The 13,200-nt window shown below is 57.6% G+C and carries 14 protein-coding genes; 11 read left to right on the top strand and 3 right to left on the bottom strand.

Going from position 1 to position 13,200, the window contains the following annotated elements; translation table 11 throughout:
• Positions 1-127 precede the first annotated feature (127 nt).
• Positions 128-538, top strand: coding sequence for a GlcG/HbpS family heme-binding protein (locus LA5095_RS17000; RefSeq protein ID WP_055117082.1), 411 nt, complete (start codon positions 128-130; stop codon positions 536-538).
• Between the two features lie 115 nt (positions 539-653).
• Here LA5095_RS17000 and LA5095_RS16995 read toward each other — a convergent pair whose 3' ends face one another.
• The gene (locus tag LA5095_RS16995; protein ID WP_055117080.1) at positions 654-1,685 is read right to left on the bottom strand and encodes an L-idonate 5-dehydrogenase; all 1,032 of its coding nucleotides are present in this window, start codon (positions 1,683-1,685) and stop codon (positions 654-656) included.
• A gap of 7 nt (positions 1,686-1,692) precedes the next feature.
• A complete protein-coding gene (locus LA5095_RS16990) occupies positions 1,693-2,640 on the bottom strand; it encodes a 2-hydroxyacid dehydrogenase (protein WP_055117078.1) in 948 nt (315 codons plus the stop codon).
• An 83-nt stretch (positions 2,641-2,723) separates the two neighbouring features.
• On the opposite strand from LA5095_RS16990, the gene LA5095_RS16985 reads away from it, so the two are divergent.
• The 5 genes from LA5095_RS16985 to LA5095_RS16965 all read left to right on the top strand — a co-directional run bounded on the left by LA5095_RS16985 (position 2,724) and on the right by LA5095_RS16965 (position 6,347).
• Complete coding sequence (locus tag LA5095_RS16985) at positions 2,724-3,491, top strand: SDR family oxidoreductase (protein WP_055117076.1); 768 nt, start codon at positions 2,724-2,726, stop codon at positions 3,489-3,491.
• Between the two features lie 17 nt (positions 3,492-3,508).
• Positions 3,509-3,991 (top strand): gluconokinase, encoded by a 483-nt coding sequence (locus LA5095_RS16980; protein ID WP_055117980.1) that lies wholly within the window; start codon positions 3,509-3,511, stop codon positions 3,989-3,991.
• Positions 3,988-4,875, top strand: coding sequence for an NAD(P)-dependent oxidoreductase (locus LA5095_RS16975; protein ID WP_055117074.1), 888 nt, complete (start codon positions 3,988-3,990; stop codon positions 4,873-4,875). The genes LA5095_RS16980 and LA5095_RS16975 overlap by 4 nt, the downstream gene beginning before the upstream one ends.
• Positions 4,872-5,210: a hypothetical protein gene (locus LA5095_RS16970; RefSeq protein WP_055117072.1), complete on the top strand. Its 339-nt coding sequence runs from the start codon at positions 4,872-4,874 to the stop codon at positions 5,208-5,210. Before LA5095_RS16975 ends, LA5095_RS16970 begins: the two co-directional genes overlap by 4 nt.
• A 120-nt stretch (positions 5,211-5,330) precedes the next feature.
• Positions 5,331-6,347 carry a LacI family DNA-binding transcriptional regulator gene (locus LA5095_RS16965; RefSeq protein WP_144436028.1) on the top strand — a complete coding sequence of 339 codons (1,017 nt, stop codon included), beginning with the start codon at positions 5,331-5,333 and terminating at the stop codon, positions 6,345-6,347.
• Between the two features lie 21 nt (positions 6,348-6,368).
• Here LA5095_RS16965 and LA5095_RS16960 read toward each other — a convergent pair whose 3' ends face one another.
• Positions 6,369-7,394: a LacI family DNA-binding transcriptional regulator gene (locus LA5095_RS16960; protein WP_055117070.1), complete on the bottom strand. Its 1,026-nt coding sequence runs from the start codon at positions 7,392-7,394 to the stop codon at positions 6,369-6,371.
• A 137-nt stretch (positions 7,395-7,531) separates the two neighbouring features.
• Between LA5095_RS16960 and LA5095_RS16955 the strand changes: the two genes are divergently transcribed.
• The 5 genes from LA5095_RS16955 to LA5095_RS16935 all read left to right on the top strand — a co-directional run bounded on the left by LA5095_RS16955 (position 7,532) and on the right by LA5095_RS16935 (position 13,189).
• A complete protein-coding gene (locus tag LA5095_RS16955; protein ID WP_055117068.1) occupies positions 7,532-9,040 on the top strand; it encodes a sugar ABC transporter ATP-binding protein in 1,509 nt (502 codons plus the stop codon).
• 10 nt (positions 9,041-9,050) lie between these two features.
• Entirely contained in the window at positions 9,051-10,073 is a 1,023-nt protein-coding gene (locus tag LA5095_RS16950; RefSeq protein WP_029063223.1) for an ABC transporter permease, read from the top strand.
• Positions 10,074-10,096: 23 nt separating this feature from the next.
• Positions 10,097-11,146 carry a substrate-binding domain-containing protein gene (locus tag LA5095_RS16945; RefSeq protein ID WP_055117066.1) on the top strand — a complete coding sequence of 350 codons (1,050 nt, stop codon included), beginning with the start codon at positions 10,097-10,099 and terminating at the stop codon, positions 11,144-11,146.
• Positions 11,147-11,278: 132 nt separating this feature from the next.
• Positions 11,279-12,052, top strand: a complete 774-nt coding sequence (locus LA5095_RS16940; RefSeq protein WP_035899204.1) for an ATP-binding cassette domain-containing protein — start codon at positions 11,279-11,281, stop codon at positions 12,050-12,052.
• 9 nt (positions 12,053-12,061) lie between these two features.
• A complete protein-coding gene (locus LA5095_RS16935) occupies positions 12,062-13,189 on the top strand; it encodes an ABC transporter permease (RefSeq protein ID WP_055117064.1) in 1,128 nt (375 codons plus the stop codon).
• Positions 13,190-13,200 lie beyond the last annotated feature (11 nt).

The raw sequence follows: 13,200 nt of genomic DNA, 5'->3' as shown, positions 1-13,200 counted from the left end.
GTTTCAGTAGAATGCCAATTTCCTCCGGCTGGTCCTACGGCACGGACAAACACTGCCGTCACCTCTTGCCGTCCTGTATTCAAAGATTTAAGTTATCGATAACATTACTTGATTTCGGGGACGTCTGATGAAATTCGTTGAAGAGACAAAATTGCTTACGCACCGCGGTACGATGGCTATTCTGAACGCTGCGGTAGCGCGGGCAGAAGCCCTTGGGCAGCCACAATGCATTGTCGTCGTGGATCGGAGCGGTGAAGTTCTGGCGGAAATCCGGATGACCGGAGCCAAGTTCTTGAGCCGGAAAAGTGCGCTTGCGAAAGCCCTGACAGCGGCGTCAACCGGGGTTGAGACCACATCCATACCCGAGGCCGTGCGCACGTATATAGGCCTTGCGACGGACGGCAGTGTTACCGGTCTGCCGGGCGGACTCCCGATTGTTCTTGATGGTGTCCTGCTCGGTGGAATTGGTGTCGGTTCGGGTTCCGGAGACCAGGATATCGACGTGGCAAGTGCAGGCCTGGCCGCCATTGGTGCCTGATCTCGAATGCCCCTTGGATAATTGAGAAGAATGGCAGCGGACAGGCCGTCAGAAAACGGCACGGCCTGTCCGCTGCAGATATCAGGCAAGCAATCTTGCCAACGGCATTTTCTTGTCAGGCAAACGCGATCTGGGCCTTCACCGTTTGACTGCGATCGCCTGCAATTTCGAAGGCGGCAACGGCGTCGTCGAGCGCAAAGGTCTGAGTGATGAAGGGTTTCACATCGATCAGGCCTTTCTGCATCAGACTGACCGCTGTGAAGAATTCCTCGTGAAACCGGAACGACCCCTTCAGTGCCAATTCCTTTGCGGTGATGGCCATCATCGGAAGGCTCATGTCACCGCCAAGGCCAAGCTGGACAATCGTGCCTCCCGGGCGCATGGCCGAAATCCCTGCAGCAAGGGCAGGCGCGGCGCCTGAACATTCGAAAAGAACCTCGAATGTGCCCTTGTCCGCCGTGAATTGTTCAAGGTCAGCGGGGTTTTCCGCCATGTTGAGCGTCAGATCAGCTCCGGCGGCCTCGGCCATCTTGAGTGTGAACGGGCTAAGATCGGTTGCAACAATCAGGTCGGCTCCGGCCCTGCGGGCCGCCAGAATGCACAGGATGCCGATCGGTCCGCAGCCGGTGACCAGGACCGATTTCCCCATCATCGTGCCGGCTTGACGGGTCGCATGCAGGCAAACGGAAAGGGGTTCGGCCATGGCCGCCTCGCCGGTTGTCAGACCATCCGCCGGAGCGCATTGTGCGGCATCGGCAACCAGGACCTGACGGAACGCTCCCTGGATGTGGGGGAACGGCATGGCACTGCCGTAAAAGCGCATGTTGAGGCACTGGTTGTGACGCCCTTCGTTGCAATATCTGCAATTTCCGCAGGGACGAGATGGAGAGACGGCGACCAGCTGGCCGATGGACAGGCCGGAGACCCCGTCTCCAAGCGCCGTAACATGACCGGCAACTTCGTGACCAAGGATCATGGGTTCCTTCAACCGTACCGGACCGAAGCCGCCGTGATTGAAGTAGTGCAGGTCGGATCCGCAAATGCCGCCGGCTGCAATCTTGATCTGCACTTCTCCCGGACCGGGATCGCTTGCGTCACGATCTTCAATGCGAAGGTCTCTCGCTTCATGAATGACGATTGTTTTCATGTCTGCCTCACAGAACCGGGGTGAGCAGGTCCTGACCTGCAAAGTGAGCTTTCAGATTGTCTCGCACGAGCTTTCCCATGGCCTTTCGCGTCTCGAAGGTACCTGATGCGTGGTGTGGCTGCAGCAGCACGTTGTTCAATTCCAGAAAACGGGGATTGAGAGCCGGCTCGCCTTCGAACACATCCAAAGCGGCAGATCCCAACCGGTTGCTTTCAAGTGCTTCAAGAAGCGCTTCCTCGTCGATATTGGAAGCCCTGCTTATGTTGATGATCATTCCTTGCGGTCCGACGGCCTCAATTACGTCCTTGTTGACGATGTGCCTCGTCTCGGCGGAAGCGGCAAGCGTAACAAACAGGAAGTCAGATTTTCTGGCGAGTTCAACCGGGTCGGAAACGAAAGACCAGTCTCGCGCATAGTCTTTTGCCGACACATCGGAGTAGGCAATCTTAAGATCGAAACCGGCCAGACGCTTTGCGACCTCAAAACCGATCCTGCCAAGACCAAGAACACCTGCCGTCTTGCCCCAGACCCTGGACTGGAGCGGGTACAGTCCCTTTTCCTGCCAGCTGCCATCCCGCACCCATGCCTCGGCACCGATCATGCCGCGCGATTGCACCAGCATCATCGCGACACCGAGATCGGCCACGTCGTTCGTCAGAACATCGGGTGTGTTGGTGACGCGAATGCCCCGTTCGCGGCAGGCTTGCAGATCAACCGCATCAAAACCGACACCGTAGACAGAAATGACTTCCAGGTTCGGGCAAGCTTCGATCATTGCCCGGTTCGCACCAAGTTCTCCCCGGGTGGCAATGCCTTTGACGGTTGCGCCGACCGCGTTCAAAAAGCCAGCCGGATCAGACGCTTCGAAATATTTGTGCATGTTGAAGGTTTCGTCCAACGGAACCTGATCCCAATCGGGATAGGGGCCGACCTGGAGAATGTCTGGCTTGGTCATTTTATGCTCTCTCGGGTTGACAAGTTATGTTATCGATAACATAACAATCCAAAGTGTCAATTGTTTCTGTAGAAGGAATTCTGATGAGTCTCGCCTTGTTCGACCTGTCCGGCAAACGGGCATTGATCACCGGTTCGTCCCAGGGAATCGGATTTGCGCTCGCGCGCGGCCTCGCCAAGGCCGGTGCCGAAATCGTCCTCAACGGCCGCGACAAATCGAAACTCGGCGAGGCGGCAGCAACGCTCAGATCGGAAGGCCACACAATCCACGAGTTGGCGGTCGACGTAACCGATCACGATGCCACCCGGGCCGCCGTCGACGGATTTGAAAACGAAACCGGTGCCATCGACATTCTGGTCAACAACGCCGGCATGCAGCATCGCACCCCACTTGAGGATTTTCCCGCGGACGCCTTCGAGCGTTTGTTGCAGACGAACATTGCCTCGGTTTTCCATGTGGGTCAGGCTGTTGCGCGGCACATGATCGGGCGCGGATACGGCAAGATCGTCAATATCTGTTCGGTGCAGACAGCTCTCGCGCGCCCGGGCATCGCTCCATACACGATGACCAAGGGAGCCGTGGCGAACCTGACGAAGGGGATGGCGACCGACTGGGCAAAACACGGCCTTCAGTGCAATGGCCTGGCACCTGGATACTTTGACACGCCACTCAATGCCGCACTCGTCAACGATCCGGAATTCAGCGCCTGGCTTGAAAAAAGGACACCTGCCGGGCGGTGGGGCAATGTTGAAGAACTCGTTGGAACGTGCATTTTCCTTTCTTCCGAGGCCTCTTCCTTCGTGAATGGAACGACCGTCTTTGTCGACGGTGGAATCTCGGTGTCGCTGTGACCGCCGCCTATGTTGTCATGGGTGTATCCGGTTGCGGGAAGAGCAAGATCGGCCAGGGTCTCGCGAAGGCAATCAGCGCAAGATTCTTCGACGGTGATGACCTCCATCCGGCAGAGAACATTGCAAAAATGAGCCGGGGCGAACCGCTCAACGATGACGACAGGGGCCCCTGGCTCGACAAGGTCGGCGAACAACTGGCCATGTCTTCCGAGCCAACGGTCATTGCCTGTTCCGCTCTCAAAAGGATCTACCGCGAACGGATTCGGGACAAGGCAGGAAAGCCGGTGACGTTTCTCTACCTTGAGGGCACACATGAAGTTCTCAGCGAGCGCATGAAACATCGTGACGGGCATTTCATGCCCGCCGCGTTGCTCGACAGTCAACTGGCGACACTGGAACCGCCCGGCGAGAGTGAAGATACGGTCAAGGCGTCGATCGACCAGACACCCGATCAGGTGGTCGCCGAATTGCTCGAAGGTATTCGAAGGAAACAGCAATGAGTGAGAGAGTAGCCCTGATCGGTGCAGGCGCCATGGGCGGCGCGATCGGCACCCGTCTAGTCGAGACAGGCAATCGGCTGCTTGTCTTCGATCTTGACCAGGACAAAGTCGCGGCACTGGTCGCAAAGGGGGCGGTTGCTGCCAAATCGGCAGCAGAAGCCGCCAACCAGTCAGACTTTGTCATCACAAGCCTCAATTCCGCGAAGATCGTCGACATCGCGGTGTTCGGCGAGAACGGGGTTGCTGCGGGAGCCAAGCCCGGCACCCTGGTGATTGATATGTCGTCCATTGATCCCGCGGCGACCAGGGAGCTTGCCGGAAAAGCTGCCGGCACCGGTTTGCGCTGGGTCGACAGCCCGCTTTCGGGAGGCGCACCCAAGGCGTTGACCGGCGAGTTGACACTCATGGCCGGCGGTGCGCCGGAAGACGTCGCCGATGCGCACAAGGTTCTGAAGCATGTGAGTTCCAACTACACCCACATGGGTCCGGTCGGGGCAGGCCAGACCACCAAGCTGATCAATCAGGTCCTGTGCGCGCTGGGGTTCGTCGCGGTTGCGGAAGCAACACAGCTTGCGCTCGACGCTGGCGTCGACGCCGCAAAAATTCCAACCGCACTGAAGGGTGGACGTGCCGACAGTGCGCTGCTTCAGGAATACATGCCGCGCTATGTTGAACGCGATTACCGAAGGACCGGACGGATCGACAACATGGTGAAGGATCTGAATGGTGCAATGGATCTTGCGCGGCGAACCCACACCTCGATGCCGCTGACATCGCTCTGTGCGGAAATTCATCGCATGCTGACCGCGGCAGGCCTTGGCGGCGAAGACGAAGCAGCACTGATGGAATTTTTCAAGGGACCTGACAAGGAACAGTTCACATGATCACTCGTTTCGCCCTGTTCGAGGGCAGCGTCAAATCCGGCAGGAAAGATGCCTTTCGAGAAGCCGTGACGGAAAGGCTCGTACCGCTCTGGCGCCAGTTTCCGGGCAACAGCGATGTACGTGTCATGTTCGGAGAAGAAAGGGACGCGGGTGCGCCCGAGTACCCGCTGATACTGGCAATCACCTATCCCGACAGGGAAACAATGTCCGGTGCACTTGAAAGCGATGCAAGAAACAGATCACGCGAGGTGACGGGCGAGATCGTAGCCGAATTCTTCGACGGACGAATTCATCATCATGTGACGGAAGCGAATGAGTACGCCGGCAGGCCGTGAGGCGACCAACATGCCAATGCCGCCGAATTCTGTGTCTCTTTTCCATGGGTCTGCCGCTGCAATTGCAGCAGCAGACCCATTTTGCATAAATTCAGGCGGAGAGAATCAGGTGGGGGACGAATGCAGCGCGCTGTGACGATGAAGGATGTTGCACAAAAGGCAGGCGTGTCGGTGATGACCGTCAGTCGTGCATTCAAGCAGCACGCCTCCGTGGGTGAGGCAACCAGAAAGCGCATTCTTCAGATTGCCGAGGATCTTGGCTATGTCTTTGACAGTAACGCCGCAACATTCCGGTCTCAAAGAACCGGTTTCGTTGCAGTGGCCATTCCCTCGATCAACAACGCCAATTTCGCTGATACCGTGGGAGCCATGTCCGAAGCTCTCAAGGATGAAGACCTTCAGGTTCTACTGGGCTACAGCAATTACGATATTCACGAAGAAGAAGGCATCGTTGAGCAGTTCCTGAAACGCAGGCCCGAGGCAATCGTGCTGACGGGCGGGCGGCATACGCCGAGAACTCGTCAATTGCTTGAACGGGCAAAAATTCCGGTGATCGAGACCTGGGACCTGCCGGATGATCCGATTGATCATGTCGTCGGCTTTTCCAATGCGGCAACCATGCATGATCTTGTCCGGCATCTTGTCGGAACCGGGCGGTCCCGGATTGCCTTTATCGGCGGTGATACCGATGGCGATACCCGGGGAGCAGATCGGCGGCGCGGCTTCATGGCGGCTATGGAAGAGCAGGGCCTGTCGAGCGAACGGCTGATCGGTGCGGGTGACCCGCCGATCTCGATGCGGGAAGGGGCTGCCGCCATGTCGCGGTTGCTGCGTGAACACCCGGATACCGAGGCGGTCGTATGCGTATCCGACCTGTCGGCTTTCGGTGCCCTGACCGAGTGTGCCCGCAAGGGCGTGAAGGTGCCGGACGATATTGCGATTGCGGGATTCGGCGCCTACGACATTTCGTCTATCTGCGTCCCGACGCTGACGACGATCAATCCTCATCCGGAGGAGATAGGCCGGAAAACCGGCGAGCTGATCAGAACGCTGCTCAGGGGTGAGGGCACCGGTACTGAGGGCGTCATCCGGATCGGGATTGAACCGCAGCTCAGTGTCGGTGAATCGAGTACGTGAACCGAAGAGCTGCTGGAAACGTCAAACGGTTTCCCCGGTGACGAGCCGAAATCCGACATCACTGACCGGTGTCGCCTGATCTCCCGAAATCTTCAGCAACAGATTTTCGGCCGCAAGCTGACCGATCCGCAAATGGTTCACCTGAACCGTCGTCAGCCGGTACGGCAGAACTGATGCGATAGGCAATTCCCCCCAACCGGCAATACCGATGTCGCCGGGTATGCTGATGTGCTGCGCCTGACAGAAATGCACCGCGCCAACCGCCATATTGTCGTTCTGGAAGAAGATAACCTCCACGTCCGGGTCGGAGGACAGCAATTGCTCAGTTCCATAAAAACCTGGATAAAAACCTGGAATGTCGTTCAGACATAATTGCTTGCTGAGTTTTCCTCCACCATCTTCTATCGCTTTTGCGTACCCGTTCAGTCGGGATGTCGCCGCATTGGCAGCATCATGGGAAGTTCCGACATATCCAAAACGCGTATACCCTTTTGACAAGAGAAAACGGCCCATGTCGTAGCCGCTGTCGAAGTGATTGAGGCCGACGCACATATCGATCGGACTCGAGTTCAGATCCCAGATCTCGACCAGTGGAACATTCGCGCTCTGAAGCAGCTGGACTGCCTTGGGAGTATGCGCGCGCCCGGTCAGGATGAGACCGGCCGGCTTCCAGGACAGTACGGTTTCGATCCACGTCTCTTCTTCCGCCAATGCGTGCTGGGTCATTCCGAGAACTGTCTGGTGATTGAAACTGACAAGCTTGCGGTCAATCCCTTCCAGCACGTGCGTGAAGACTTCATTGCCGAGATCCGGAATGCTGACCCCGACGAATGTGGTGTTCTTGTCGCCCGCAAACACCGTTGCGATCCTGTTCGGCAGATACCCCAGACGCTCGACTTCCGCCATGACCTTGACGCGCGTCTTTTCTGAGTAACCGCCCTCCTCACGCAGGACCCGGCTGGCAGTCATTTTCGACACACCGGCGGCCTTGGCTACCTCTGAAAGATTTATCTTGTTGTTTTTGCTAGAGATTTTTAAATCCGTCAAATTTAACGTTATCGATAACTTTTTTGTTGACTTCGATATGTGACAGGCGGATGATAATCCTACGTTACCGGTAACTCAACGCCTGTCTTGGAATTGGAGACAGAAAGTCGGGGCAGGTAACGATCGGGAGGAACATCGTGCCAGGCAGTTTGAAAAACCGTCTCTTCTTTGACGGCATTCAGAAACATTTCGGGGGGACATACGCCGTCCGGGACGTTTCGCTGTCGATCGACAGGGGCGAGATCGTCGCCCTTCTGGGAGAGAATGGTGCCGGCAAGTCGACCCTGATCAAGATTCTGGGCGGTATCCACAATCCCGATGCGGGCCGGGTGCTTATCAACGGTGAGCCCTACGAGCATCGGCCCGGTGGTTTCGGTCAGCGCCAGGCGGTCGCATTCATTCACCAGGATCTTGGCATGATCGAGTGGATGACGGTTGCCGAAAACATGGCACTGGCACTCGGATTTTCCAAGAAATTCGGTTTGATCAAATGGCGCGACGCGGAAACCTTCGCGGCGGAGGCCCTGGCGCGGGTCGGTTGCGACTTCTCTCCTTCCACGCGTGTTCAGGACCTGTCGAGGACGGAAAAGTCGTTGGTGGCGATTGCCCGGGCTCTTGCTGTCGATTGCGATTTTCTTGTGCTTGATGAGCCCACAGCATCTCTTCCGACCGACGAGGTGTCGCGGCTTTTCGAGGCTCTGCGGCCGTTGCGTGATCGCGGTGTCGGCATGATTTATGTCTCTCATCGACTGGATGAGATTTTTCAGATCGCTGATCGCGTCGCAGTCTTGAGAGACGGTGAGCTTGTCGGTGTGCGTTCCATCCAGCACACGACAACCGAAGAGCTGGTTCACATGATTGTCGGTCGCAAGACCAGGCAGGTGAGCAAACTGAGTGAAGCGCCAGGCAAGCCGGTTCTCTCGGTCAAGAACCTGAAGACGAAATCAACCGGTCCGGTCGATTTCACCTTGCACAGGAACGAACTGGTCGGGGTTGTGGGTTTACGCGGGGCAGGGCACGAGGAAATAGCCCGGGCGCTTTACGGCCTTGAGGCGCAAACGGGCGACATAGATCTTGATGGGCTGGGTGCGCCGGATCTGCGATCACCGAAAACTGCTCTTGATTCCGGTGTCGGGCTCGTTGCCCGCGATCGTACCGAAGAATCCGTCGCGATGCCGTTGTCGATCCGCGAAAACACCTTTCTCAATCCCGAGGCGACAGGACGTGGCCTGTTCTCGATCCTGACGCCGCGAGAAGAAACGAAGATGGCCGAAAAGATCGGCCGCGAAGTTGCGTTGAGCCCGAATGACCAGACCATGGCCATCGAGGCACTATCCGGGGGAAACCAGCAGAAGGTGGTCATTGCCCGCTGGCTGGCAACCAAAAGAAAGCTCCTGATCTGCGAGGACCCGACGGCGGGTGTCGATGTCGGGGCCAAGGCTGAAATCTACGCACTTTTGAACAAGGCCCTGCTGGAAGGTGTCGGTATCTTGCTCGTGTCGACAGATTTCGAGGAAGTCGCAACCATTTGCCATCGGGCCATCGTCTTCAGCCAGGGAAAAATCGTTGGCGAACTGTCGGGCACGAAGCTGTCGACAGAAAACCTGATCCAGGCCGCGTCGGCCAGCAACGTCGCTGCCGCTTGAGGTAATATTAATGCAGTCACTTGAATCCAATGCTCTGGAGCCAACCAAGTCTGAAATCGAAGGCCTGTCGGTCCGCGGCAAGTTGTTGCGGCTGCTTCCGGTCTACGGCCTGGTGATCCTGACCATATTTCTGATCGTCCTGTTTTCGATCCTGCTGCCGAACACGTTTCCGACGCTTTTGAACCTGCGGGCCATCATCTCGGACAAGGCCATCATTGCGTTGCTTTCGCTCGGCGCGATGATACCCATGGCAGCGGGGCGCATCGACCTTACGGTGGGCTACGGCATTGTACTCTGGCACATTCTTGCGATCAGCCTGCAGACCGTGTTTGGCATCCCCTGGCCGATGGCCGTCATGATCGTGCTCATGCTCGGAGCCATGAGTGGTTTCTTCAACGGTCTTCTCGTTGAAGTCGCCAAGATCGACAGTTTCATCGCAACATTGGGAACCGGCACTGTGCTCTATGCGATCGCCTTGTGGCACACGGGCGGGCGGCAGATTGTCGGTGTGCTGCCGGACGGGTTCTATTCCTTGAGCACCACCTTCGTGTTCGGATTGCCGATTACAGGTTACTACCTGATCGCGATAACGGTCTGCATGTGGCTCATTCTCGAATACACACCGGTCGGACGGTATCTTTATGCCATCGGTGCCAACCAGCGCGCGGCCCAGTTGAACGGCATTCCTACACGCAAATATGTGATTGGTGCCTTCATGGCATCGGGAACAATGACCGCACTTGCCGGCGTATTGCTGGCATCGAAACTCAGGATCGGCCAGGCAAGTGTCGGTCTGGAATTTCTGCTTCCGGCGCTGGTTGGAGCGTTTCTCGGGTCAACGACCATCAAGCCGGGGCGGGTCAACGTCTGGGGCACGGTCATTGGTGTCGCCATTCTCGCGGTAGGCATTTCCGGCATTCAGCAATTCGGCGGTTCTTTCTGGGTCGAACCACTCTTCAACGGCGTCACGCTTCTGATCGCGATCGGTATCGCGGGCTATGCGCAACGCCGTAAAGGCGCAGCGAAAAAGTAAGATTTTTGCAAAGGGAGGATACTATGCAAAAACGCGATTTCCTTAAGACAGTTCTGGCAACCACGATGCTGGCCGGCATCGGCTTGCCGGCATTTGCAGAAACGGCCTGGGATGGGCCGACGGCAGGGCCGGCAGCCGCAGATGGCAAGACGATCGTCGTTGTCGCGGCCGATCTCAAGAACGGCGGCATCTTGGGCGTGACCAACGGGGTCGAGGAAGCTGCGGACAAGATCGGCTGGGAGGTCCGTGTTCTTGACGGAGCAGGTTCCATTCAGGGGCGCACGGCAGCCATTGGCCAGGCCCTGGCCTTGCAGCCGGACGGGATCGTGATCAACGGGTTCGACGCCGTTGAGCAGCAGGCAGCCCTGGAAGGCGTTGCCACCGCGAAAATTCCGATGGTTGCGTGGCACTCCGGTCCGAAAATCGGCTGTGATGCTCCCGGGGGCATCTACGCCAATATTTCAACCGATGCGATGACGGTCTCGGAAGTTGCCGCCAACTGGGCGATCGAGGACGGCGGCAAGGATATCGGCGTCATCATTTTCACCGACTCGACCTATCAGATCGCGATCGACAAGGCTGACCGGCTGAAAGAGACCGTCGAAGCGGCAGGCGGCAAGGTCCTTGAATATGTCGACACTCCGATTGCCGACACGTCGACGCGCATGGGGCCACTGACAACCAGTCTTCTGCAGAAATACGGGGACAGCTGGACACACGCGCTCGCAATCAACGATCTCTATTTCGACTTCATGGGACCGGCGCTGGCCTCGGCCGGGATCTCTGCTGCCGACGGCCCGCAGGCCGGGTCGGCCGGCGATGGTTCGGAAGCCGCATTTCAACGGATCCGTACGGGCGGGTACCAGACCATTACGGTTGCCGAGCCGCTCAACCTTCAGGGCTGGCAGCTCGTTGACGAATTGAACCGGGCCGTTCAGGGCGAAGCCTGTTCGGGCTACATCACGTCACCGGCGCTCGTGACGCAGTCGGGTCTTGAAAAGATGGGCGACAGCAATTCTTTCGATCCCGACACGCCGTATCGCGAAGCCTATTCCGCCATCTGGGGCAAATAGGTTTCAGGGAGCGGGTCGCCTGACGCAGCCGAGGGCGACCTGCTGACCTGACCGACAAATTCAGCTGCAGTTCCTTTTTGTCGCGGCATCGCCGCGGACGGGGAAGCTTTGGCCAAAATTCAGGATGACGACATGTCTACCGGCGAGAACAACTCCGATCCTTTGGTAACAATGCGCAATATCTCCAAGCGCTTTGGCGGCGTGAAAGCGCTCACACAGGTGAACCTTGATGCCTATGCGGGAGAGGTCCTGGCAATTGTCGGCGACAATGGTGCAGGCAAGTCGACGCTGATCAAGATACTGACCGGCGTCTATCAGCCCACCGAAGGCGAAATCTTCGTGGCCGGCAAGAAGCTGGTGATGAACAGTCACTCAGATGCAATCGATGAAGGCATTGATGCGGTTTACCAGACGCTTGCGCTGGCAGATCATCTCGATCCCGCGTCAAACATGTTCCTTGGAAACGAACTGACCCGTTCGGTTCTGGGTATCACGATGCTCGACAACAAGCGGATGCGCTCGGAAACAGAGCGTGTCCTGTTTGAACGACTTGGTGTCAGGTTACGCTCGCTCGATGTTCCCACCTCAAGTCTGTCGGGAGGCCAACGGCAGGCTGTTGCCATCGCACGAGCGGTCTATCACGAGGGCCTAAGGGTCCTCGTGATGGACGAACCGACGGCAGCTCTCGGGCCCCAGGAAACGGCACGGACGCTGAAGCTCATCAAGGCACTGAAGGCACAGGGCCTTGCGGTCATTCTGATCTCCCACTCGCTGGATGACGTTTTTGAAGTCGCGGACAGGGTTCACGTTCAACGGCGCGGGCGCTGCGCAGGCGTTGTCCACATCTCGCAAAGCACGCAGCAAGACGTTCTCGCCCTGATCGTGGGCGCGGAAGAAGCGGCATAGGGGGCACAGATGGCAACCGCAAAACAATCGGACGGACCGATGAAACTTTCCGACCGGATCGAACCCTTCCTGGCCATCATCGGCCCGATGGTCATGATCCTTGCAATCCTTCTGTTCATGGGGATTGCCGAACCGGCACGCTATTTCCGCCTGTCGAACCTTAATCTCATTCTACTGGATGCAGCGCTTTACATGCCGATGGCGATGGCAATGACCTTTGTCATTACCCAGCGCGGTATCGACCTGTCGATCGGCTCCGTTGCGGCGTTGTCGTCGATCATCATGGCGTTTCTGATCAAGCAATACGGATTTTCCGCACCGGTCGCGATCGCAATCGCGCTTTTGCTTGGCGCCGTGTTCGGACTGATCAACGGTCTGGTGATCACCAAGTTCAAGGTGCCGGACCTGATCGGAACGCTTGCTATGGACCTGGTCTACCGCGGGTTCGCACTGGTCATCGCAAAAGGTCTGGTGCTGGCTCGCTTTCCTGAAATCATGACGGATATCGGTCGCGGGCAGATCCCCGGATTCATTCCGCTTCCGGTGGTGATCGGCCTGTTCACGATGGTTCTCGGGTACTGGCTGCTGAAGAAGACCTATTTCGGCCGCTACACGGTTGCGATCGGTTCCAATCCGGAAGCCGCCGAAATGACCGGGATCGCGGTCGATCGCTACAAGATCTACGCCTATGTGCTGATGGGTGCGTCGGCGGCCCTTGCCGGCGTGATGCTGACAGGCAAACTCAATGCGATCCAGGCGACATCAGCACCGTATTTCAATCTGCATGTCATTGCCGCGGTTGTGGTCGGCGGAACGTCGCTTTTCGGCGGGCGTGCATCGATGCTCGGTTCGCTCGCCGGTGTGCTGCTTCTGTCCATGATGATCAACGCACTGGTGACATTGCGGATCGAGTTCTTCTGGCAGTCAGTCGCGTCCGGCGTGGTGATCGTATCTTCGGTCGCACTCTATACCTGGTTGCAGAAAAAAGACCGTGATGGCGCAAAGGGCCTGCTTGCCGGCCTGAAAACGCCGGAAAGCTTGCGGCTACTGCGCCTGTCGGGCGGCCTGATCGCCGCTCTGGCTCTCTTGCTTCTCATTGGAACTCTGCTCGCCGGCAATCCTGTCGCCAGCGGCTGAGTCCTCTAAGC

Source organism: Roseibium album, assembly GCF_001404515.1.
Classification (GTDB): domain Bacteria; phylum Pseudomonadota; class Alphaproteobacteria; order Rhizobiales; family Stappiaceae; genus Roseibium; species Roseibium album.
Note: the sequence above shows the minus strand (reverse complement) of the source record. Positions and strands in the feature narration are given on the sequence as shown.

Coding starts and splice junctions, on each gene's coding strand:
- LA5095_RS17000 (WP_055117082.1), top strand. CDS start 128: ATGAAATTCGTTGAAGAGACAAAATTGCTTACGCACCGCGGTACGATG.
- LA5095_RS16995 (WP_055117080.1), bottom strand. CDS start 1,685: ATGAAAACAATCGTCATTCATGAAGCGAGAGACCTTCGCATTGAAGAT.
- LA5095_RS16980 (WP_055117980.1), top strand. CDS start 3,509: ATGGGTGTATCCGGTTGCGGGAAGAGCAAGATCGGCCAGGGTCTCGCG.
- LA5095_RS16970 (WP_055117072.1), top strand. CDS start 4,872: ATGATCACTCGTTTCGCCCTGTTCGAGGGCAGCGTCAAATCCGGCAGG.
- LA5095_RS16990 (WP_055117078.1), bottom strand. CDS start 2,640: ATGACCAAGCCAGACATTCTCCAGGTCGGCCCCTATCCCGATTGGGAT.
- LA5095_RS16965 (WP_144436028.1), top strand. CDS start 5,331: ATGCAGCGCGCTGTGACGATGAAGGATGTTGCACAAAAGGCAGGCGTG.
- LA5095_RS16950 (WP_029063223.1), top strand. CDS start 9,051: ATGCAGTCACTTGAATCCAATGCTCTGGAGCCAACCAAGTCTGAAATC.
- LA5095_RS16975 (WP_055117074.1), top strand. CDS start 3,988: ATGAGTGAGAGAGTAGCCCTGATCGGTGCAGGCGCCATGGGCGGCGCG.
- LA5095_RS16940 (WP_035899204.1), top strand. CDS start 11,279: ATGTCTACCGGCGAGAACAACTCCGATCCTTTGGTAACAATGCGCAAT.
- LA5095_RS16935 (WP_055117064.1), top strand. CDS start 12,062: ATGGCAACCGCAAAACAATCGGACGGACCGATGAAACTTTCCGACCGG.
- LA5095_RS16985 (WP_055117076.1), top strand. CDS start 2,724: ATGAGTCTCGCCTTGTTCGACCTGTCCGGCAAACGGGCATTGATCACC.
- LA5095_RS16945 (WP_055117066.1), top strand. CDS start 10,097: ATGCAAAAACGCGATTTCCTTAAGACAGTTCTGGCAACCACGATGCTG.